Origin of the sequence: Novosphingobium sp. B1 (assembly GCF_900176395.1) — a bacterium.
Taxonomy (GTDB): Bacteria; Pseudomonadota; Alphaproteobacteria; order Sphingomonadales; family Sphingomonadaceae; genus Novosphingobium.
Genome location: NZ_FWXL01000010.1, coordinates 23,055 through 43,924, shown reverse-complemented (window position 1 = coordinate 43,924; position 20,870 = coordinate 23,055). Strand labels below are relative to the sequence as shown.

Genomic DNA, 20,870 nt, shown 5'->3' with positions numbered 1-20,870 from the left:
CATGCACAAGCTCCTTCTCTCAGCTGCGGCTCTCGCGACGTTGGGCACCGGTGCGGCGGTGCTGGGGCAGACCGTGGAAGGTTTGAACCTCGACGCGATCCGCGCGCGCTCGGAGACGATGGCGGCCGACGCGCAGGCGCTTTCGACCGAAGTGCAGCGGCGCGGTGATGCGTTCCGGAAGGACGCGGAGACGGTCCACGCGGTCGCGATGGAGCAGGTGCGGACGATCGATCGCGCGAACCTGCCCAAGGGGCCGGCGGGTGCCGTCGACTTCGACGAGATGATCCAGACCGCCTCGGCGAACATGAAGGACAATCGCGGGAGCGCCCCGCAGTTCATGGTGTTCGTCTCGACCTCGATGCCGGAGCAGGCGCTCAAGCAGATCATCGCCGACACGTCGGCTGCGGGAGGCGTTGTGGTCTTTCGCGGCTTTCCAGGCAATTCCGGCAAGGCCTTCATCGCCGCGCTCTCCAAGGTCGTCACCAAGGATCAGCAGTTCGCCTCGATCGGCATCGATCCGCGGCTCTTCCGGGCCTTCAATGTCGATGCGGTGCCGGCGATGGTCGTCACCTCCACGGATTTCACGCCCTGCGATGGGCTCACCTGTCGCAGCGAACCGCCACCCTTTGACCGGATCGTCGGAAACGTGACGGTCCGCTATGCGCTCGAGACCTTCTCGGACGCGAACGGGCCGGGCGCGCTGATCGCCAAGACCGCGCTCGCCAACCTCGGCCGGGCACCCTGACCATGGCTGGGGGCCGCGCCATCCTCGCCGGTTTCGCCGCTTTGCTCGCGGTGCCGGTCGCGCTGGAGGCTCAGACGAGCGGCCAGGCGCAGACCCAATCGGGCGGCGGCTATTATGACATGGGCGATTACACCTACTTCAACCAGCCCACCGCCCCGACGCCGACGCCCACGCCGACACCGAAGCCTAGTGTCACCTCGGCACCGGCGCTGTCGGTAACCCAGGCGCCGACCCAGTCGACCGCTCAGGCCGCTGTCCGTGCGCAGGCGGTTCAGCAGCCCAGCGCGCAGATCCAGGGTCAGCCCTATGTCTTCCCCAAAGGCGACCTCGACAAAGCCCGCGCAGATGCGAAGGCGCTCGCGAAGCCGGCGCGCGCTAGTGCCGCCAGTCTCCCCACGTCGACGCCTCTGACCAGTGTCCCGGGCTACTCGCCGGCTGCGAACCCCGCTGAGGCGTATGCGGACGATCCCGACGGGCTGACCGCAGCCGGCAACGCCGCGGTAGGCAGCAACGAGGCCTGGAAGATGGTCACCGATCCGGATCGGGTGAAGGTGACGCTCGCACCAAACGAGATCACCCGTGCGCAGGACGTCGAGAAGGATCCGAACAGCTACCTCGACGGACAATCGATGGGCGCAACCGACGGCAGCTGCAAGCCGCTCCCGCCGAGCGGCAGCACCGGCTATTACGAGGCGAGCTGCAACTCGGGCACGAAGGTCGAGGAAGGCGAAGCGATCTGCCGCACGCCCCTCGTCGTCGACGTGATCCCGGGCTCGACCAAATACATCTATACCTGCGAGAACTGGGTGGGTCGCCGCCCGATGTCCAATGACAACACCGCTCGGCGTTGCACGCCGGCTTTCACGCAGCCAGTCGCCCAAGGCATTTGCCGCGAGCGATCACGCGCCACGGTTCTCTACAACGTCTGTCGTCAAGGCACGATCACCAAGTGCTACGAGCCCGACGTCGAAGAGGGCGAGGAGATCACGTACGAGTGCGACTCCCCGGCCGTGCAGCGCTACTACGCAACCGAGACGACCGGTCAGGTCGTGAACGAGCGCCGCAACGAGGCCATGTGCAACGCGGCGACGAGCGGCAAGACGTGCGAGCTCAAGGGCGAGACCTGTGTCGATCCGGATCCGACCACCCGGACGATCAATGGGGTTCAGGTCACCCGCGCGTGCTGGAACTGGGAGCGCACCTACACCTGCACGAGCATGATCCAGACCTCGGATTGTGCCAGCCTCGCCGGCAATCCGAAGTGCAGCTACGTCCGCGACGAGTGCCTCGACGATCCGCAGGACGGGCCGTGCAAGGTTTCGACCAAGGTCTACAAATGCCCGCTCCCCGATAAGCAGGACGACGCCAAGCAGTATATCTGCGGCGACGACGTCTATTGCATCAACGGCGACTGCGAGCCGGTCGAGCGTGAGGCGTCGACGGAGTTCAAGGACGCGGTCGTCGGGCTTCACGCGCTGGGTCAGGCCAATGCGGAGTTCAACGAGAACACGCTGACGCTGTTCTCGGGCACCCGAGAGACCTGCAACAAGAAGATCTTTGGTGCCTCGAATTGCTGTTCGGGCAAGGGCGTGCCGCTGCTCACCCCCTGGCTATGCAGCTCGGCCGAGAAGCAGTTGGACGAGAAGGACGACAAGGGTCTCTGCCACAAGCTTGGGTCTTACTGCTCGGATAAGGTTCTCGGCATCTGCGTGACGTCGAAGGATGCTTACTGCTGCTTTGCATCCAAGCTGACGCGCATCCTCCAAGAGCAGGGCCGACCGCAGCTCGGCAAGCCTTGGGGGAGCGCCAAGAAGGGCACGTGCGAAGGGTTCACGATCGACGAGTTCTCGCGCCTCAACCTCTCGGTGATGGACTTCTCCGAGGTCGTTGCCGAGTTCACCGACGCCGCGAAGCTTCCGGATGAGCTCGCGACGTCGACCATGATCCAGCAGCGGATCAAGGATTACTACGAAACGAGGAAGCCGTAATGAGCGATGTCGCGCCCTTCGACCGTCATCGCCGCTTCACCGACATGTCGGTCATGGAGTTCGCGTTGCTGATCGCGCTCATGCGTGCCGGGCCGCACCCGCTGGCCTTCCTGCTTCCGACCCTAGACGCCTGGTTCGACTGCAAGCTTGGCGTCTCGGATCTCGAGCCCACTGCGGGCCGGCTCGTGCGCGCGAACTACGTGCTGCGGCGTGGCGACACGCTCTACCCGCGCCGGCACACCGCCAGGATCGTGATGGGTCTCTACGGCTCGCTGTTCAGGATCCTCGCCGACGACGTGACCAAGCTCGTCTCGGCCCAGGAGCCGAACATGCTCTCGACGATGAAAGCCTACCTCGATCGCAAGGCGAGTGAGGAGGGAAACCAGCACAAGGACGGGGACCGATAATGCGCATTACACTCACGCTCGCTCTCGTCGCGTCGCTTGCCGCTGGCGCGATCGTGCCACCAGCGGCGATCGCCCAGGCTCGGTATGCGGAAGAGCCGATCGCCGGCGACGAAGCGACGTCCGAGCTATCCGACAGCGTGACGATGCGCGGGCAGGGTAGGCCGGACGCCGTCCGCGACGAGAATGACCGCCGCGTCGCCAGCCAAATGGGCGACGCGTTCTACTGCGGGGAGCGTAAGCTCGGAACGTGGTTCTACTGTGAGAAGCCGAAGCCCAACCCGTCGGATCGCAAGGCGGCGCAGCCGGCGCAGTCCGCGGCCGAGCAGCTGGCGGCGATCGGCAAGGAATTGGACGAGAAGAAGGCGAGGGCGATCCTGGACCCGACCCCGGAGAACGTCTCCTCGTACATCAGCTACCAGCGGCAGCAGCTCAATCGGGCTTCGTCGTTCGCGGACATGTGGCGCCGTTCGATCTGGCAGAACCCCGAGCTGGATTACACGCTGCAGCGCCCGGTCAATCAGCTGGGCAAGCGGACATGGCTCGACACGCGCACCGCGGACAAGAACCGCGTGCTGGGATCGATCTCTAAGCGCTACGGCGTGTTCTACTTCTACTCGTCCGCCTGCGCGGCGTGCGAGGTGTTCGGGCCGATCATGCGAAGCGTGTCGGATCGCTTCGGCCTGACGGTCATGGCGGTCTCGCTCGATGGGGGACCGTCCAAGACGTTCCCCAACTTCACCGTCGACACAGGCCAATACCGCGCGATGGGCATGCAGGGCGGCCAGGTGCCTGCTCTCGTCCTGTTCGACACCGTCACCAAGCGTCCGATGCCAATCGGGTACGGTGTCATGGCCGCAGACGAGGTGATGGACCGCATCTTCACCCTCACCAGCGTCGAACCCGGGAGTGACTTCTGATGCGCCGGCTGATCCAGTGCCTCACCCCGCGCCGCCTCGCGAGGGTCACCGCAGCGACCTTCGCGCAGCTGACCATGTTGCTGGCGGTGTTCGGTCTCGTCTCGCAGCCCGCCATGGCCGACGTCGGGCAGGAGATGAACAGCTATTTCAACTCGGCGGGCGCGTCGGCGAACGTCACCGGTCCTACCGCGTTCAACGGCCAATCGGCTGGCTATTACTCGGGCGGCTCGGTGTGGAGCCGGTTCCCCCAGAAGTCGATCAATCCGGTAAGCGTGGCGCTGCCATCGGCGCGCGCAGGCTGCGGCGGCATCGATCTGTTCGCCGGCAGCTTCAGCTTCATCAACGCCGACGAGATGGTCGCCACGTTGAAGGCGACGGCGAACAACGCGATCGGCTTCGCGTTCCAGCTCGCGATCGATAGCATCTCCGCGCAGATCGGCGGGGTGATGAAGGACATGAGCCAGCGCGTTCAGGCGCTCAACGCCTTCAACATGTCGAGCTGCGAGGCCGCGCAGCAGGCGATCGGATCGATCTGGCCCAAGATGGACGGCGCTAGCTCCACCATCTGCCAGCAGGTGGGCGGCGCCAAAGGCTTCTTCTCGGATGCCGCGTCGGCCCGTCACGGCTGCACGAACAAGGGCGAGCGCGAGGACACGATCGCCAAGGCCGGCGACGCTGCCGAGCTGGTCCAGTCGAAGAATTATACCTGGTATGCGCTCAACGCGAAAAGCGCGACCAAGCCGTCGAAAGAATATGCCGAGTTCCTGATGACGATGGTCGGCACGATCATTTATGATTCCACCAAGAAGGCCGACAGCATGGGCGGCTTCCGCTTCATCGCTCCGGCAAGCTGGGACACGTACCAGGCTCTTCTCGACGGCACGGCATCGGCGCCGACCGACGTGTGGTCGTGTGACACGACGGATGAAAAGGGGTGCATCAGCCCGACGTCGACCAAGCTCAGCATCCCCACCGAAGTCGCGCTGCGGACTCGAGTGCTGAAGATGATGGATAGCATGAGCGCGAAGATCCGCTCGAACGCCGCGCTGTCGGGCAACGAGATCAATCTGCTCGGGATGACGTCGATCCCGCTCTACAAGATCCTCGTGGTCAACGAGGCAGCGCACATGGGGTTGGGCTCGGGCGACAAGGCTACCCTGTCCGAGATGGTGGCAATCGATATGCTCATCTCGATGCTCGACCGCATGCTCGACGTCATCTCGCAGTCGCAACAGGGTGCCGCTTACGTCTCCACCACGGAGTTCGAGACGTGGCGGAAGCAGGTCGACAACGTGAAGACCGAGTTGGCGCGCCGGAGCACGAAGATGTCGGCCGACGTGCAGAACACCTACCGTGTCATCCAGCAAACGCAGTTCCTGGAATCGACGCTGAAGAACACCATGAGCCCGCAGATGACCGCCTCGCTCCGCTTCGGGCGCGGTCTGAGCTCGCAGGGTCTTCGGTAAGCAGCAGGGCAGGGAGCGACTACGATGGGCGCGCTTGAAGTCTTCACGATCGGCGGGGGCGAGTTCATCGTCAACGTGCTGAACGCGGTCGCGGCGTGGTGCGGGGGCGGGGGCTACCGCTCGATGCTTCAGGTCGTGATGGTGATGGGGCTCACCTACTCGCTGTTCGTGGTCGCCTTCTCGTTGGATTGGCGCGCCTGGTTCAACTGGTTCCTGCAGTCGACCCTCATCTACATGATGCTGATGGTGCCGACCGTCACGATCAAGGTCACCGACCGGATCAACCCGGGACTTGCGCCGGCCGTCGTCGACAACGTCCCGCTTGGTCTCGGCGTAATGGCATCTTTCACGAGCCAGGCCGGCGACTGGCTGACTCGGTCGGCCGAGACGGTCTTCGTCATGCCGAACGCGCTCGCCCTGTCGACCAACGGCATGATCTATGGCGCGCGGTTGATGGACAAGGCGCGTACCTTCGAGCTGACCAATAGCGTATTCCGCGCCAACATCGACGAGCACCTGAAGCAATGTACGTTCTACGACGTGCTGCTGGGCTTCAAATCGATGAACCAGCTGACGAAGTCCAACCATCTTTGGGAAGATATCGGGCCGGGGTCGCCGGCGCGCAGCCAACGTTGGATAACGTCGACCGGCACCGACACGACGGAAAACTCGATCATTCCGTGCAACGAAGCCTACACGCGGATGTCCAACCAGTGGAAGGCGGAGTACGACAACGACATCCCCTTCTTCGCCAAGAGCGCCTATCCAGGCGTTGTTGATGAGATCGCGGCACAGCGCCTGAAGGACGATCTGCCGATCGTCGCGAAGGAGATGCATGGATCCAGCGGCGACGCGTATAGCTATCTACGCCAGGTCTCGATGATCGATGCCTTCCTCGCGGCGCGCGAGAGCTTCTCCGAGGCCGGCTGGGACGCCTATGCGGCGCAGCGCGCTGACGCTCAGGCGAAGAACACCTACACCTCGATCGCGCAGCAAGCGATGACCTGGGTGCCGCTCCTCGGGATCGTCCTCACCGTCGTCTTCTATGCGATGTTCCCGGTGCTCTTCCCGCTGTTTCTGTTCCCGCGCACCGGCGTGCAGACGCTGAAGGGCTATGCGACCGGCTTCTTTTATCTCGCCTCCTGGGGGCCGCTCTACGTCATCCTGCACATGTTCGTGATGAGCAGGGCAGCCAGCCTCTACCACGCCGTCTCGCCAACCGGGCCGAGCCTGCTGGTGGTCGACGGGATGGCGAGCGTGAACGAGTCCATCACGACGCTGGCCGGCTTTTTGATGATGAGCGTACCTTTCATCGCCGGCGGGATGGCCCGTGGTGCCATGGCAATCGCCGGGCACGCAACGTCGATGCTGCAGCCCGCCCAGAGCGCCGCGGAGCAGGCCGCGACCGAGCGGACGACGGGCAACTATTCGTACGGGAACACATCGTTCCAGAACCTCACGGCTAACAACACGCAGGCAAACAAGTTCGACGATCAGCCGAAGTTCAACTCGGGCTATGCCGTCAGCTCCTTCACGAACGCCGATGGCGGCGTGACGTACGGGTTCTCGGACGGGTCCAACGCCTTCGACACGTCGCAGGGGATCTCGCGTCTCGGGTTTACGCCGACGCGCACGGCCGGGTTCGATAGCCAGATGAGCAGGGCTCTATCGGACGGTCAATCTCATACGGACTCGTTGCGCACCACGGCTTCGCAGTCCTGGAATGCGACCGCTACGACGGCAACCGACCTGCTGAGCGCGGCTGAACGCCGTCGCGGCAGTTCGACTGAGACCGGCTCGGGGTTCAACAATAGCGTCGCTAAAATGACTGACGTATCCAGGGGTATGGCGAATGGTCTCACCAGCCGATTTGGCTTGAGTGAGGCAGACAGTCAGCTGGTTTCGCGCGCGACTCAAACTACCGGCGACGCAAATGCAGGCATTGAAGCACTTGCTAAGGTTTGGAAGAATAAGTTTGCTGACGTCAGTGCCAAGGGTGGCCTCGCCATGCGGCTTGCCTCGATAGCCTCCGAAAATACCGGCCGAACAGTAAGCGGTGATCAAGCTCTCGGCGAAATGAAGGAATATCTCACAAGAGAGACCAATTCTACTCAGGCAAAGGCAGCACGGGACGACTTCTTCCGTGAAACAAGTTCGAGTGGCGACAGTGAAGTACGATCGCTTTCGCAAAAGCTCGGGGTTAGCGTTGGTGAATCGCGGTCGGCTTCGCTCGAGGCGACCCGCGCGGAGGAGACATTCCAGCGCGTCAGCAACGACGTTCGTGAAGCCTCGTCGAGGGGCTGGTCGCTCAGCCGTAACGAGACCCAGGAGTTCGTCACGTACGCGCAGGAGCGGCTGCTGCAGGATGACAATCTTTCGCAGTCTGGTTGGACCCCCGGCATGGTGATGCCGCGTACCCGGGAACAGGAGCAGGTTCGAGACATCCTTCTTGGCGACTTTATGGAGCGTCGCGTTGCCGAGGTGCGGGACGAGCTCGGCGTCAGCGTTCCGGAGCATCTGCGCGGAACCTTGCATGGTCCCGCGTCGACGACTGCGGCTGGTGTTCGTCAGTGGGGCGGACATCGCGCTGCTGGCGTGGCTGCTCAGGGACCCGATGTCTCGATCCGTGACAGCTCGCGAGATCACGATCTTGCCGGCGAGGTCTCAGACGCGATCCCGAACGCCTCCGCACGCATCACTCGTCAGGCCTTCGAGATTGGAAACCAGGTCGACGACGCCAAGGATACGGCCGGACGTCTGGGCGACCACGTTCGGGAGCGGAATGACGCGTGGATCCCGACGACGCTCCCCGGCGTCGAGGGGGCGCGTGATTGGGCGCGCGACACGCTAGGCATGGGCCAGGGAACAAGCCACGTTTACGAGCTGCCGCGGGGAGAGCGGGCAACGCTGCCGATCTCCGGACGGTTGAGCTCGAACATGGGGGGGCGCATCGACCCGGTAACCGGGCAGCCGGGGCATCATCACCGCGGCGTCGATATCGCGGCAGCGCTGGGCACTGAAATCCGTGCGCCAGCGTCCGGCCGAGTGGTGAAGAATGACTTTCAAGGAGGCGGTGCTGGGAACTACCTAGTTCTGCAGCATGGCGACGGGTCGCAAAGCAAATACTTCCACATGCAGGACCGGTCGGCATTTCCGGTAGGTAGTAACGTTGAGGCGGGCTCAGTTCTTGGTCGGGTGGGAAGCACGGGCAAGTCGACCGGCCCGCACCTTCATTACGAGCTTTGGAAGGATGGCAGGCCGGTCGACCCCAAGCGGTTCCAGCTTAGGAATGTCCAGGAATAAGGAATATGCCGATAAACATGACGATCAGCACGGCAGCAACGATCCAACGTGCGTGCGGCGACACTTCGTTTTCCACATCAGCGGTGCTAGATGGGTAAACCTCGTCCAGTAGCTCTCTGCCACGAGGGGTAGAGGGGTCGAAAAGATTGTCTGGATTCACCGAGAAGGACGAGGCGGGGAATGCTGGCCCTTGAGCGCGGCCGGCATCCCAGTCCATCTGACCAGTATCATGGTTCAACATGGCCGCTTCTCCTGCACCAATCGGCTTAACCAGGCGCGATTTACGCTTGCAAAGCGTAGCAGACCGTATTGAACTAAGCGAGCGGTTTTCCGTATTTGTTCTTTCCGACGTTGCAGGACGCGCGATGACGGCGAAGGAGGCAGTAGAGGATCCTCGCATCGCTGCTCGGTACGAGGAGCTGTTGGCAGCGCATCTCGGTTTCTACGAGGCGCTGCGACTGCGCGAGCGGCGACCCAGGAGCGCTGCGCAGCGCCAATTTCAGGACGTGGCTTGGGGACGGGCCGAGCCGGCAAGCGAACACGAGAAGGCCTATGTCTGGCACCTTCGACGGCACCGGATCGCACCGTTTAATCCAGGAGCGCCATCGCAGCACATTGATGACGCGATGACCGAATTTGAGCCTGGATCTCGACCTGTCAGTAGCGAGGTTGGAGTGAAGTGGGACAATGCGTGGCGTGAAATACGCGGCGGTCGAGAGTTCTGGTAAATGATCTGCAAGCGCAAACGCGTGTTGCTGCCACTTAGAGAAGACACATTCGTCGCCAGATAGAACTGACACACCGTTGGTAGCAGCGGGGGCAGCGTGGAGCCATCCACAAGCGCAGCGCTGACCCCGCTGATGCGGTGAGTTCTGAGAGGGCTACGGACCCGCTGCGCCAGCAGCGGGCCCGGTCACGCTAGAACAGCAGGCAGTGAGGCAGGTTCCTGAGGCGGCGTGTTCCGATCTCGGCCCGCGTATTCGGCCAGTCCACGCGCGACGAGTTCCGTGTTGGGAAGGCGCGGTCCACGCTTCAGCTTGGGCGTGCAGAGCGTGCGGCGATCCACCTTCGATGCAGTCGGAGCAGCCGAGGCGGCGAACATACCGCCAGTCTGGGCGGTCCGCGCCGGCTCGTTGTTGTTCCGCTTGCGGTGGTGTGGTGCCGTTTCCTGCAGGAGCCGCGCCATCGCCAGCGCCGCGTCGAGATGCTTGTTGTCGACCACCGCTGCCTGGTTCACCCGCTGCATCTTGTCGAACACGCGATAGGGCAAGGCCTGCCCGTCGTGTCGGATCTCGATCCGCCCGTCAGGGAACTCGCAGACATCTACCCGCTTGCGCGCCAGTGCCTGGCTGACCCGGTTCGGCTCCAGGATGAACAGCGCCTTGTTGTAGTGCAGCGTCAGCGCCGCGGTCACCGTGCGCTGCTCGCGCCAGACCATCTCTGCCTCGATGTTCTCGTGCGGCGCCAGCGGGCGGTGGAGATCGCGCGGGTCGAACGGCGTCCTGGCGAACTGCCGGTTGTGCCGGGCCATGTAGGCGGGGAGAAAGGCATTGGCCTCCTCGATGGTGGAGATGCCCTCCAGTCGCATCGCCTTGACCAGCCGGTCCTGCAACGTGCCGTTCGCCCGCTCGACACGCCCCTTGGCCTGCGGCGAGTTGGCGCAGATGATCTCGATGTTGAGCGCATGCAGCGCCCGCCCGAGATGGGTCATGCCGTCACCGTTCGCCGAAGCGGTGTTGTTGCGAAACGCGCTGTGCTTGTCGGAGTACAAGGCGACCGGCTTTCCGTGGCGCTCGATATACGTCCGCGTGGCCCGCATGTAGGCGAAGGTGCTCTCGCTCTCTACCATCTCCAGGTGCATCAATTCGCTGGTCGCATCGTCGATATAGACCAGCAGCGTGCATTGCGGGCCCCGGTCCTCGAACCACCAGTGTTTGGACCCGTCGACCTGGATCAGCTCGCCGCGGCAGTCCCGCCGGTAACGCGGCTGGTGCGGGCGAGGGCGACGCGCTGCGCGGTCCTTCCACAGCCCCGCTGCCATCATCATCTGCCGCAGCGTCTCGCACGACACCCGGATGCCGTGCCGCTCGGCCAGATACTCGCGCGCCAGCGTGGGCCCGAACCCGTTATACTGCTCGCGCACGAGGCTGACGACCTGGTCACGAAAGGCATCGCCGTAACGCCGGTTGCTCGGACGGCCACGCTTGCGCGAGATCAGCCCGGCTGCGCCGTCCTGCCGAACTCGCTCCAGCAACCGGTAGATCTGTCGACGCTCAAGGCTCAGTAGCGCCATCGCGTCTGCAACCCGGATCTCACCGCGGTCGAGCCGCATCAGGGTGTCGAACCGGCTCACCTCGGCAGTACTCATCGTCAGCACCGTCATCGTTCGCACATCCTCGCTGCCGAGGATGGCCATGACACCGGCGACCCGCTGGCACTGTGTGCCTTTTCTATCTAGCGGAGCAGTGTCATTTCTACTTAGCGCCTACAAACGCGCAAGATCGATAAGAAAGATTATGTTAAATGCAGAGCTTTTTGGATTTAGACTTTATGGATGGAGACAGGTCTGACGGACGTCTGACGATCTCGAACGCCGCGTTATGAACCCGCGTCTTCAGCCTCGATTGCCGCAACATCCATGTCTGGCGCCCGTACTACCTCAAGCGCGACGTTGGCGATCTCGACCGCGGTGATCTGAAGCTGCGTGATCGGCGTCGACGGCGCGTCCACACGCTCGAGGCCGTTCTCAGATATCTTGACGAGGAATCGGTCGACGTCGTTCAGGACGACGAATCTGATCGATTGTTCCTCGTCCAGCGCGAGCTGCTGGACGGTGCCCTCGTATGCGATCGTGAAGCACTCGTGGCTCGTCTTTGTCAGCACATAGGCGACGACAAACGAGTCTCCCTTCTTGACCGCTTGGACGGCCGGGTTGAGCCAGCCGAACGCGATCGCGTCGGTCTTCCCGCTAACTGCTTCCCGCTGCACCAACCAGTGCGCGATCGAGCCCGTCGCGGCTCCGATGAGGAGCATCGCGAAAAGCCACATTTCCAGCGCGAGGTCGGACGCATCGCGTGCCCCAGCGCCGCCGCGGGCGAGCGCGCGATAGATATTTGGATCGAAGCCGGGGTCGAAACAGACGCTTGTCGCCCGGCACCATGCCGCCTGGGCGGCGAAGAAGCCGGTTCCCAGAAGGTGCCCTGCGATGGTGCCGAACACCACGATGAACAGCGTCACCGTAGAGTTCGGCCGGTCCGGGGTTGGGCTGAGGAAATCGGTGCGCTCGCCGACGCGCCACCCTGCCCAGAAGCAGAGCCCCAGGAAAAGCAGCAGCAGTGCGAGGAACAGCGAGTAGCTGAACGTCACGGCCGTTACGCCGTGGCGGGAACCGCTACATCCTTGCTGTCGCGGTCACCGCCAGCGCTTGGATCGACCACATATACGCCGTTCTCGACGCGCGAGGCCTGACGCACGGCCGCCCACGTGCCGAACCTCCCCTTCACCTGCCGGGCCAGCCGCATAGATTTGGCAGTGTTCACGCGCCTGTCATTCTCCAACGCCTTAGATAGCGAATAATTCGTGAACATCCAACACGTGGCCGGGCGACGCCGGCCGGTGCTGTCGAGCCTACAGTCGGTCCTTAAGCGCCTTGGCCGGCGTGAATGTGATTTTCTTCGACGCCGCGATCGTGATCGCCTCGCCGGTCGACGGATTGCGCCCGGAGCGCTCGGGCGTGTCCTTCACCTTGAATTTGCCGAAGCCGGGAAGCGATATCTCCTCACCCTTGGCGGCCGCCTCCGCGATACCCTCGAGGAGCCCAGCCATGACCTCGAGGGCCTGCTTCTCGGTGACGCCCCGCTTGGCGGCAACGTCCTTGGCCAGATCCTTGGTGTTCATCGTCAAGCACGCTCCCCTTCATCTGTCGCTGTAGCGACCTGAAGCGATAATCGCGTCAGCGCAAGACAGGTAGCGCTCGACGATCCAGCTGACGCCTGGGGAGGCCGGCCACGCAGGTTGAAACCCGTAGGTTTCTCAAAGCGCAGAGCACAAGCCGGATTAGCCGGCGGGACCACATTAGCGTGGCTCGCTTCGGCAAACGTCGCATCAGCCGCCTGCCTTGACGGCGTGCCGGCCACGCGGTTTGGCCGCAATCGCTATGCTCGACAGATCGGTCGCGCGGTCGATTGGCACGCCCGCCGCTTTCCGCTCTGAGTAGCGATCAACAAGCTGAACCGCGTGCGGGCGCAGCAGCACCGTGAACCGCACCAGTTCCTCCATCATATCCACGATCCGGTCATAGTAGCTGGACGCCTTCATGCGCCCCGCGTCATCAAACTCGTTGAACGCCTTGGCAACGCTCGATTGGTTCGGGATCGTGATCATTCGCATCCAGCGACCCAGCACGCGCAGCGTGTTGACGCTGTTGAACGATTGCGATCCGGCCGACACCTGCATGACCGCCAGCGTGCGCCCCTGTGTCGGACGCATCCCGCCCATAGAAAGCGGCAGATGATCGATTTGAAGCTTCATAATGCTCGTGATCTGGCCATGCCGCTCCGGGCTGCACCACACCTGCCCTTCCGACCATAAGGACAGCTCGCGCAGCTCGTGGACGGCCGGATGGTCGTCGCCAGCATGTTGGTCAGGCAGCGGCAGGGTCGATGGATCAAAGATGCGCGTCTCGCAGCCGAAGAACCGGAGCAGGCGTGCCGCTTCCTCAACGCACAGCCGGGAGAAGGACCGTTCGCGCAGCGAACCGTAGAGCAGAAGGATACGCGGCGCGGGATCGAGCGGGCCGAGCCTCACGGCGGGTCGCTGGATGGCATAGGCCGGATCGAGCGCCGGCATGATATTGGGATCGGCGAGCGTGCGGAGCGGCATCAGAGGGCTTTCACGAGGTAGGCGGCCGACGCGGGGCACAGTGCGGTGAATTCGCGCGATGCGGCGATGGCCGAGGGAGCAGCGCCGCGATCGGCATCGGCATAGCCGAGCGCCCGGAAGAATGGTGCGGCCGTGGTCGTCAGGAGGTGCAGGCGCTCCACCCCGAGGTCGTGTGCCTGTCGTTCGAGGGCGGCGACCAACACCCGCCCGAGGCCATGTCGACGTCGATCGGGGACGACGACGATCGAGCGGAGCAAGCGGTCGGACCCTTCTCCCTCGAGCCCACCGAAACCGACGAGGCTATCGGCCTCAATCCGGATGATCAGGCGGCCGGGATCGGCGATATCGGCACTCGGCAGGTCCGCGGCATCGAGCAATTGTGCCAAGCCAGCCAGACCGGCAGGTTCGAGCAACGTGGCGACCGTTCTGGTCATGCGATGCTAATCCTGATTGCAAGCGCCGCGAGCGTGATGAGCAGCACCGGTACGGTGAGCGTGACGCCGACACGGAAGTAATAGCCCCATCCGATCCGCACGCCCTTTTGCCCGAGGACATGGAGCCAGAGCAGCGTCGCGAGTGAGCCGATCGGCGTCAGCTTGGGGCCGAGATCGCAGCCGATCACATTGGCGTAGATCATCGCTTCCTTGATCGCGCCGCTCGCGTGCGTGGCGTCGATCGAGAGCGCGCCCACCAGCACCGTCGGCATATTGTTCATAACCGACGACAGGACCGCTGCGATGACGCCCGTTCCTAGCGCCGCGCCCCACACGCCGCCTTGCGCGGTGCGATCCAGCAGTGCTGCCAGATGGTCGGTCAGGCCGGCGTTTCGCAGGCCATAGACGACCAGGTACATGCCGAGCGAGAAGATCACGACCTGCCAGGGTGCGCCGCGCAGCACCTTGGCCGTTGGGATCACATGGCCTCGCCCCGCGATCACCAGCAGCAGGATCGCGCCGGCAGCGGCGACGGCGCTGACAGGGACGCCGAGCGGTTCGAGCAGGAAGAAGCCGGCGAGCAGCAGTGCAAGAACGATCCAGCCCGCGCGGAATGTCGCGGCATCGCGGATCGCGTCACGCGGCGCGCGCAGCGCGCCTACGTCATAATCCGCCGGTATGTCGCGCCGGAAGAACAGCAGCAGCGCGCCAAGCGTCGCTGCGATCGACACCAGGTCGACCGGCACCATCACGGACGCATAGTCGCCGAACCCGATCCGGAAGAAGTCGGCCGACACGATGTTGACGAGGTTCGACACGACCAGCGGTAGGCTGGCGGTGTCGGCGATGAACCCCGCCGCCATGACGAACGCCAGCGTCGCCTTGTCGTTGAAGCCCAGCGCCCGCAGCATGGCGATGACGATCGGCGTCAGGATCAGCGCCGCGCCGTCGTTGGCGAACAGCGCGGACACCGCCGCACCGAGCAGCACGATCAGAACGAACAGCCGGCGACCATGCCCCCTCCCCCAGCGCGCGACATGGAGCGCCGCCCATTCGAAGAATCCGGTTTCATCGAGGAGTAGGCTGATAACGATGATCGCGACGAACGCGGCTGTCGCGTTCCAGACGATGCCCCACACCACCGGCACGTCGGACAGCGTGACGACGCCTGCAAGCAGCGCCACGACGGCCCCGCCCATCGCGCTCCACCCGATCCCGAGGCCTTTGGGTTGCCAGATGACGAGCGCGATCGTCGCAACGAAGATCAGGACAGCAAGGAGCATCAGGCGACGCGCTGGCCCGATGCGTCCACCACTTGCTCGCCGTCTTCCTTTGCGAACGCTCCGAGCTGATTGGTCGGCAGCAGGTCGAGCACGGCTTCGGAGGGCCGGCAGAGCTTCACGCCGAGCGGCGATACGACCAGCGGCCGGTTGATGAGGATCGGATGCGCCATCATCGCGTCCACCAGCGCGTCGTCGGATAGCGACGTGTCGCCCAAGCCCAACTCCGCATAGGGCGTCCCCTTCTCGCGCAGCAGTTCGCGGGGTGTCATGCAGGCGCGATCGATCAGCTCGACCAGCAACGCGCGGGCTGGAGGGGTTTTCAGATACTCGACCACGTGCGGCTCGATGCCGGCGTTGCGAATAAGGCCGAGCGTGTTGCGCGACGTGCCGCACTCGGGGTTGTGATAGACGACGACATCGACGGCCACAGGGCGTCCTTTCAGCAGCAGGGGGTGAGTTCGGCGACGAGCGGCGCGCACAGCTCCGCATTGCCGGCGCAGCAGTCCTTGACGAGGAACAGCGTCAGCGCGCGCAGGCCGTCCAGATCTACACGGTAGATGATCGAGCGGCTATGCCGTGCGGAGCGGACCAGGCCAGCGCGGGCGAGGATGCCGAGGTGCGCCGACAGGGTGTTCTGCGGCACGTCGAGCTGACGCGCGATATCGCCGGCAGCCAAACCATCCGGTTCGTGCCGTACCAAGAGGCGGAACGTGTCAAGGCGCGTTCCTTGTGCAAGAGCACCCAGCGCCGAGATGGCATCCTCGTTTTCCATATATCCAGCATAATGGATATGCTTGGTGTGTCCAGCCCCGTATACCCTGCCTTACCGGTCGTTGGCCGGGATGGTTGGGGCCAGGGCTTGGTTGATGCGACAAGCAGCGACCCTGTTGCGGCTACCAGGCGTCACCTCAAGGTTTGTTCGCCAGACAACGATTTCTCGGACATAAGCGGAACATGGGCTACGCTACACGCTTCAACCGCGCCATTGGCTCGTTGAGTGGGTGGAATTCACCTGCTGGAAGTCGCCTGGCCTGCTCCCAGAGGTAATCGCCGGTCAGACTGATGTGCGCCCAGCCCATCGGAGAAAGGTGCGCAAGCAGTGCCGCATCGAACGTCGTGCCGACAGCGTTGAGGTGCTGGGCGGCCCGGTCGAGATAGACCGTGTTCCAGTAGGAAATCGCCGCAATCAGCAGGTTCAGCCCAGATGCGCGAAATTCCTGATTTTCCAGCGAGCGATCGGTGAACCGACCCTGCCGGTTGGTATAGATGGCGGCGGCAAGCGTGTGCCTCGCCTCGCCTTTGTTGAGACCGGCCTGACAGGCACGTCGCAGTTCCGGTTGTTCAAGCCAATCGAGCGTGAACAAAGTGCGCTCGATACGGCCCAGTTCAGCCAATGCAAAATCCAGCCTGTTCTGGCGTTTGTAGGCGGCAAGTTTTCGCAAGATTACTGACGGCGCCACCGTGCCATCCTTGATTGAGGCGACAATCCTGACGATGTCATCCCAATCGGCCTCGATCGCTGCCGTTTTGATGGTGCGGCCCATCAGATTTTTGATGCCCTTGTATGTCGATGGCGCAGCGATCGAACCCAGCTTGCGGTCGCCAATATCGCGCAGCCGGGGCGCGAAGCGGAACCCGAGTAGGTGGCAGAGTGCGAAAACATGATCGGTGGCGCCGCCGGTATCGGTATAGTGCTCATGCAACGGAAGGTTGCCGGCGCCCAGGACAAGCCCGTCGAGCACGTAAGGCGCTTCACCTGCCGTCGCGGACATGATCCGTGATCCGAATGATGCGAAGTGATCGGAAAGGTGAGAATAGATTTTCACGCCAGGTTCGGCGCCATATTTGGCATTGACGTCCGCCGCCCCTGAACGGCTCCGCCCCGACCGGAAGAACTGGCCATCGGACGACGAACTGGTGCCAGCGCCCCAATGCCGCGCGAAGGGTAATTCGTGATGGGCTGAGATGATCATGGCCAGCGCGGCCTGATAGTTCTCGGGTGAAAGATACCAGTTGTGGGTCCATGCGAGTTGGGCATAGCTGACGCCTTCGCTGGCATTGGCCATCCGCTCCAGCCCGAGGTTGGTGCCATCAGCCAGAATTGCGGCGAGTACCGTGCTGGGGTTGTCGTGCTCCTTGCCTGAGCGCAGGTCACGGAATGCGTTCAAAAAACCAGTGCGTTCGGCGACTTCAAGCAGCAGCTCGGTGATGCGCACGCGGGGAAGCAGGGTATCGAGCTTGCGATCGAGGGCTTCAGCTTCCGGTGGGGTGACAGGCGGCATTTGCTGAAGCTTGAGCCGGTCTCGTTCGAGCGACACTCCCTCAAGCTTGTTTGTTTTCAACTGCTTGGCAAATCGGCGCAGCCGCCAGTCAAGATTTCGTGCCCGGTCAGCGAGGTAGGATGCAGCATTTGAACCGAACGGAAGCACATCCGCCACTTTGGCGGCGTCGCGCCGACCCAGCAAATAGGCATCGAAGCGCTGATAGTTGCGGGTTCCCTCGATCCATACATCACCGGCGCGCAAACGATCACGCAAGGTTGCCATGATCGCAATTTCATAACGTCGGCGGTCGATACGGCCGCTTTCGGTGATGAGACGCTTCCACTGCCGATTGGGGAATGGCAGTGGAACGCCATCGGGAAGGTCGCGCGACTTTCGTGTGTTCGCATCGCGAATGACATCGATGGCTTTGATCAGTGCCGTCCCTGTTCCAGACGCCTTGAAGGTGAAGGTGTCCAGAAATGCCGGGCTGAGACGCCGTAGCGTGGCGTAACGCTCGGTTGCCGTTACCAGTGCGTCCTCGCCGGCAAGATCAGCAAGGGCATCTACTTGGGCCTTTGCCGCAACAAGCCGGTGCCAGCCCACCGCTTCGTCAATCAATTCGAGCGGATCGCCGCCATTCTGGACAGCCTCATCAAGTGCTGTAATCGTGGCGCCAAACAGCCGCATGAGTTGCCCCACCGACTGAATACTATCTTGGTAGCGACGCTTGCGCCCACGCCGCGCGCGCGTGAACATGCCGCCGATAAGTCGGTCAAACATTTGGATCGCGGCATCGGCAAGTCTGGCCTCAAGGTCGATCACTGCGGCCGTCAACGTCGCCCGCCTGCGATTGACGCTGTAATCCGAAAGCAGGAATGCCGGTGCCACGCCGCCCTCGCGGACAAATTGGGCAAAGCGGAATTCCGGAATGGCGCCCCCAACTACCGGGTGGATACCTATGCCGCGAACATAGCGCAGGCGCTCAAGCAAGCCATTGATATTGGCCGCAGTCGGGGCTTCTTCGAAATTACGCAACCACGCCAGCGGTGTCATGCCGAAATCCGGGTTGTTGATTACGAGTTCGTCTAGCCGTGTCAGTTCAGCAGAGCTGAGGCCTTCGACGATTGCGGCTGCGGCAGCTTTGCGTGCGCGTGCCCGGCCAGCAAGACCGGCGCGTTCCAGTGTGTCGCCCGACGGAAGAATGAACCGCTCACCCTTCAGGCCAACCATGAGGGCGCGAACAATCGGTTCACCTCTGTCTGTATACTCGGCGGCTTGCGCGGCAAGATTCAGGGCAAGTGCCAGGTCGCCGCGTCGAAACGGGCGTATGCCAAGATAACGCGCCACGAGATCGGCATGATCGGTACGGGTTTGCGCGCGCTGACCATATGCAGAGAAGGAGGAAGGATCGACGAATAACTGTGCCGCGAGGTACTGAAGAATGACGTCGGGAAGCCCGATCTCGGGTTGCAGACCAAAGCCGGGATGTCGCATCAAAGCGATTTGTGCAGCCAGACCGAGGCGATTTGCTGGACCATAGCGGCGCCCAACCAATTCAACATCTTCCGCAGAAAGGGTATAATGCCCAATGATCGCGGTTTCTTGGACAGGAGGATCGAACAGGCGCCGGCGCTCGTCTCCGGTCAGAAGTCGGCGTCGTGCCATTTTGCTCTCCCGCTGAGGCGAATAACAAAATTGACACCAAAGCGGCTTGCACTGGAGGGAGGCCATTCGTTGCCGGTTGATCCCCGAGCAATCACCCGGCGCAGCAAGACAGTTTGGCGACATCCTTATCAAACGTTTGGGCCGCCAGTTTGAGGCCTTCCACAGTGGTCAGGTAAGGAAATATCGTTGCACCCAATTCCAGGGTGGTCATGCCGTGTTTGATCGCCAGCACCAGTGTCTGGATCGAATCCGCGCCTTCGGGTGCCATGATCTGGCCGCCCAGCAAACGGTCGTTCGCCTTGTCGGCAATCAGTTTGATGAGACCCCGCGTATCGCGTGCTGCCAGTGCCCTTGGCACAGCATCGAGCGGGAGCAGCGAAACCTTGATGTCCAGGCCTTGCGCCCGTGCTGTCGTTTCAGTGAGGCCGGCGCTGGCGACTTGCGGGTCGGTGAAGACGACGGATGGCATGGAGGAATTGTCGTAGCGGTATTGGTTGCCCGTCACCGCGTTGCGCGCGGCCAGTTTTGCGCCATAGGCGGCCATGTAGACGAACTGGTCCCGTCCCGTTACATCGCCCGCCGCGTAAATGCCTGGAACCGACGTTTCGAGGTGGTCATCGACGACGATTCCACCATTACGGGCAAGCACTATGCCGCGCTCCTCCAGCCCAAGCCCGTCGCTATTGGGTCGGCGTCCGGTGGCGATGAGCACCTGTTCCGCCGCGACGGTGTCACAATGCCCCTCGCAGGTCAATTCGACCCCGCTCTGTGTTTGGGCGATACGCTGATAGCCGACACCTGCGCAAACCCGCACGCCCTCGGCTTCCAAATAGTTTTTCAGCGCGGCACTCACTTCCGGGTCCATTTCGGGGAGCAGGCGGCTTCGGCAGCAGATGGTGACATCAACGCCCAGACGCGAAAACATCTGTCCCAGTTCTACCCCGATCACCCCGCCACCGATCACCAGCAGCGATTTGGGCAAGCGATCCAGCGCCAGCGCCGATGTGCTGGTTAGGTAGGGCACGCTGTCCATCCCCGGAATCGGCGGCACGGCGGCGTGCGCACCCATCGCCAATATGACCTTGCCGACCTTCATGGGCGCATCGCCGACAATCAGCGCACCATCGGCAAAGCGTGCCTTGCCCTCGATATAGCTCACACCGTCATAGGCGGGCAGCAGATCGACATATTTTTTTTGGCGCAGCGTCGTGACAAGATCGTCCTTCGACGCCGCCAATACGGACCAGTCATCCATCTGGACAGCGCCCCCAAGGCCGGGAAAGCGCGCGGCGGCAAGCCCACCATGCACCGCTTCGGCGGCGCGGATCAGCGTCTTGGAAGGAACGCAGCCAACATTGACACAGGTGCCGCCAATCGTGCCGTGACCGACGAGCGCCACTTTCGCGCCCAGATCGGCAGCGGCGATCGCGGCGGAGAACCCGGCAGAACCCGCGCCGATGACGGCCACGTCAAATCCTTCCTGCCCGGGGCGGTTGCAACAGTCGTTCATTGCTTAT

At 63.0% G+C, this 20,870-nt stretch carries 19 protein-coding genes; 7 read left to right on the top strand and 12 right to left on the bottom strand.

The features are described 5' to 3' along the window. Nucleotide 1: 1 nt before the first annotated feature. Genes trbC through B9A23_RS16085 form a run of 6 tightly spaced genes read left to right on the top strand, consistent with a single transcriptional unit; the run spans nucleotide 2 to nucleotide 8,826 of the window. Complete coding sequence (gene trbC, locus B9A23_RS16110) at nucleotides 2-745, top strand: type-F conjugative transfer system pilin assembly protein TrbC (protein ID WP_084280090.1); 744 nt, start codon at nucleotides 2-4, stop codon at nucleotides 743-745. A 2-nt stretch (nucleotides 746-747) separates the two neighbouring features. Next, nucleotides 748-2,733, top strand: coding sequence for a conjugal transfer protein TraN (locus B9A23_RS16105; protein ID WP_084280089.1), 1,986 nt, complete (start codon nucleotides 748-750; stop codon nucleotides 2,731-2,733). After that, the gene (locus B9A23_RS16100; RefSeq protein WP_056433140.1) at nucleotides 2,733-3,140 is read left to right on the top strand and encodes a hypothetical protein; all 408 of its coding nucleotides are present in this window, start codon (nucleotides 2,733-2,735) and stop codon (nucleotides 3,138-3,140) included. Before B9A23_RS16105 ends, B9A23_RS16100 begins: the two co-directional genes overlap by 1 nt. Then, the gene (gene traF / locus B9A23_RS16095) at nucleotides 3,140-4,057 is read left to right on the top strand and encodes a conjugal transfer protein TraF (protein WP_084280088.1); all 918 of its coding nucleotides are present in this window, start codon (nucleotides 3,140-3,142) and stop codon (nucleotides 4,055-4,057) included. Before B9A23_RS16100 ends, traF begins: the two co-directional genes overlap by 1 nt. Then, the gene (locus tag B9A23_RS16090; protein ID WP_084280087.1) at nucleotides 4,057-5,523 is read left to right on the top strand and encodes a conjugal transfer protein TraH; all 1,467 of its coding nucleotides are present in this window, start codon (nucleotides 4,057-4,059) and stop codon (nucleotides 5,521-5,523) included. The genes traF and B9A23_RS16090 overlap by 1 nt, the downstream gene beginning before the upstream one ends. Nucleotides 5,524-5,547: 24 nt before the next feature. Beyond that, nucleotides 5,548-8,826 carry a conjugal transfer protein TraG N-terminal domain-containing protein gene (locus B9A23_RS16085; RefSeq protein ID WP_084280086.1) on the top strand — a complete coding sequence of 1,093 codons (3,279 nt, stop codon included), beginning with the start codon at nucleotides 5,548-5,550 and terminating at the stop codon, nucleotides 8,824-8,826. Here B9A23_RS16085 and B9A23_RS22350 read toward each other — a convergent pair. Beyond that, nucleotides 8,807-9,067, bottom strand: coding sequence for a hypothetical protein (locus tag B9A23_RS22350; protein WP_139797517.1), 261 nt, complete (start codon nucleotides 9,065-9,067; stop codon nucleotides 8,807-8,809). The genes B9A23_RS16085 and B9A23_RS22350 overlap by 20 nt on opposite strands. Nucleotides 9,068-9,113: 46 nt before the next feature. On the opposite strand from B9A23_RS22350, the gene B9A23_RS16080 reads away from it, so the two are divergent. Next, the gene (locus B9A23_RS16080) at nucleotides 9,114-9,554 is read left to right on the top strand and encodes a hypothetical protein (protein ID WP_254895154.1); all 441 of its coding nucleotides are present in this window, start codon (nucleotides 9,114-9,116) and stop codon (nucleotides 9,552-9,554) included. Between the two features lie 185 nt (nucleotides 9,555-9,739). Here B9A23_RS16080 and B9A23_RS16075 read toward each other — a convergent pair whose 3' ends face one another. The 11 genes from B9A23_RS16075 to merA all read right to left on the bottom strand — a co-directional run bounded on the left by B9A23_RS16075 (nucleotide 9,740) and on the right by merA (nucleotide 20,863). After that, nucleotides 9,740-11,242, bottom strand: a complete 1,503-nt coding sequence (locus B9A23_RS16075; RefSeq protein ID WP_066760132.1) for an ISNCY family transposase — start codon at nucleotides 11,240-11,242, stop codon at nucleotides 9,740-9,742. A gap of 182 nt (nucleotides 11,243-11,424) precedes the next feature. Next, entirely contained in the window at nucleotides 11,425-12,192 is a 768-nt protein-coding gene (locus B9A23_RS16070; protein WP_042469218.1) for a hypothetical protein, read from the bottom strand. Nucleotides 12,193-12,197: 5 nt separating this feature from the next. Then, on the bottom strand, nucleotides 12,198-12,365 hold the full coding sequence (locus B9A23_RS22880) for a hypothetical protein (RefSeq protein WP_157105538.1): 168 nt from the start codon (nucleotides 12,363-12,365) through the stop codon (nucleotides 12,198-12,200). 88 nt (nucleotides 12,366-12,453) lie between these two features. Further along, nucleotides 12,454-12,723, bottom strand: coding sequence for an HU family DNA-binding protein (locus B9A23_RS16065; protein WP_042469217.1), 270 nt, complete (start codon nucleotides 12,721-12,723; stop codon nucleotides 12,454-12,456). 207 nt (nucleotides 12,724-12,930) lie between these two features. Beyond that, nucleotides 12,931-13,707 (bottom strand): arsenical resistance protein ArsH, encoded by a 777-nt coding sequence (gene arsH, locus B9A23_RS16060; protein ID WP_042469215.1) that lies wholly within the window; start codon nucleotides 13,705-13,707, stop codon nucleotides 12,931-12,933. Further along, nucleotides 13,707-14,141, bottom strand: coding sequence for an arsenic resistance N-acetyltransferase ArsN2 (gene arsN2, locus B9A23_RS16055; protein WP_042469214.1), 435 nt, complete (start codon nucleotides 14,139-14,141; stop codon nucleotides 13,707-13,709). Before arsN2 ends, arsH begins: the two co-directional genes overlap by 1 nt. Beyond that, on the bottom strand, nucleotides 14,138-15,424 hold the full coding sequence (locus B9A23_RS16050) for an arsenic transporter (protein WP_042469213.1): 1,287 nt from the start codon (nucleotides 15,422-15,424) through the stop codon (nucleotides 14,138-14,140). The genes arsN2 and B9A23_RS16050 overlap by 4 nt, the downstream gene beginning before the upstream one ends. Then, nucleotides 15,424-15,852: an arsenate reductase (glutaredoxin) gene (arsC, locus tag B9A23_RS16045; protein ID WP_042469211.1), complete on the bottom strand. Its 429-nt coding sequence runs from the start codon at nucleotides 15,850-15,852 to the stop codon at nucleotides 15,424-15,426. Before arsC ends, B9A23_RS16050 begins: the two co-directional genes overlap by 1 nt. An 11-nt stretch (nucleotides 15,853-15,863) precedes the next feature. Continuing rightward, entirely contained in the window at nucleotides 15,864-16,196 is a 333-nt protein-coding gene (locus tag B9A23_RS16040) for an ArsR/SmtB family transcription factor (protein ID WP_042469209.1), read from the bottom strand. A 187-nt stretch (nucleotides 16,197-16,383) separates the two neighbouring features. Next, a complete protein-coding gene (locus B9A23_RS16035) occupies nucleotides 16,384-19,353 on the bottom strand; it encodes a Tn3 family transposase (RefSeq protein WP_042469208.1) in 2,970 nt (989 codons plus the stop codon). A gap of 91 nt (nucleotides 19,354-19,444) precedes the next feature. Then, the gene (gene merA, locus B9A23_RS16030; protein ID WP_004213247.1) at nucleotides 19,445-20,863 is read right to left on the bottom strand and encodes a mercury(II) reductase; all 1,419 of its coding nucleotides are present in this window, start codon (nucleotides 20,861-20,863) and stop codon (nucleotides 19,445-19,447) included. Between the last annotated feature and the right edge of the window lie 7 nt (nucleotides 20,864-20,870).

Bases quoted from the DNA above. Each gene is read 5' to 3' on its own strand.
- merA (WP_004213247.1), bottom strand. From the start codon at position 20,863: ATGAACGACTGTTGCAACCGCCCCGGGCAGGAAGGATTTGACGTGGCC.
- arsH (WP_042469215.1), bottom strand. From the start codon at position 13,707: ATGCCGCTCCGCACGCTCGCCGATCCCAATATCATGCCGGCGCTCGAT.
- B9A23_RS16075 (WP_066760132.1), bottom strand. From the start codon at position 11,242: ATGGCCATCCTCGGCAGCGAGGATGTGCGAACGATGACGGTGCTGACG.
- arsN2 (WP_042469214.1), bottom strand. From the start codon at position 14,141: ATGACCAGAACGGTCGCCACGTTGCTCGAACCTGCCGGTCTGGCTGGC.
- trbC (WP_084280090.1), top strand. From the start codon at position 2: ATGCACAAGCTCCTTCTCTCAGCTGCGGCTCTCGCGACGTTGGGCACC.
- B9A23_RS16090 (WP_084280087.1), top strand. From the start codon at position 4,057: ATGCGCCGGCTGATCCAGTGCCTCACCCCGCGCCGCCTCGCGAGGGTC.
- B9A23_RS16050 (WP_042469213.1), bottom strand. From the start codon at position 15,424: ATGCTCCTTGCTGTCCTGATCTTCGTTGCGACGATCGCGCTCGTCATC.
- B9A23_RS22350 (WP_139797517.1), bottom strand. From the start codon at position 9,067: ATGTTGAACCATGATACTGGTCAGATGGACTGGGATGCCGGCCGCGCT.
- B9A23_RS16035 (WP_042469208.1), bottom strand. From the start codon at position 19,353: ATGGCACGACGCCGACTTCTGACCGGAGACGAGCGCCGGCGCCTGTTC.
- B9A23_RS16100 (WP_056433140.1), top strand. From the start codon at position 2,733: ATGAGCGATGTCGCGCCCTTCGACCGTCATCGCCGCTTCACCGACATG.
- B9A23_RS16040 (WP_042469209.1), bottom strand. From the start codon at position 16,196: ATGGAAAACGAGGATGCCATCTCGGCGCTGGGTGCTCTTGCACAAGGA.
- B9A23_RS16065 (WP_042469217.1), bottom strand. From the start codon at position 12,723: ATGAACACCAAGGATCTGGCCAAGGACGTTGCCGCCAAGCGGGGCGTC.
- traF (WP_084280088.1), top strand. From the start codon at position 3,140: ATGCGCATTACACTCACGCTCGCTCTCGTCGCGTCGCTTGCCGCTGGC.
- B9A23_RS16085 (WP_084280086.1), top strand. From the start codon at position 5,548: ATGGGCGCGCTTGAAGTCTTCACGATCGGCGGGGGCGAGTTCATCGTC.
- B9A23_RS16105 (WP_084280089.1), top strand. From the start codon at position 748: ATGGCTGGGGGCCGCGCCATCCTCGCCGGTTTCGCCGCTTTGCTCGCG.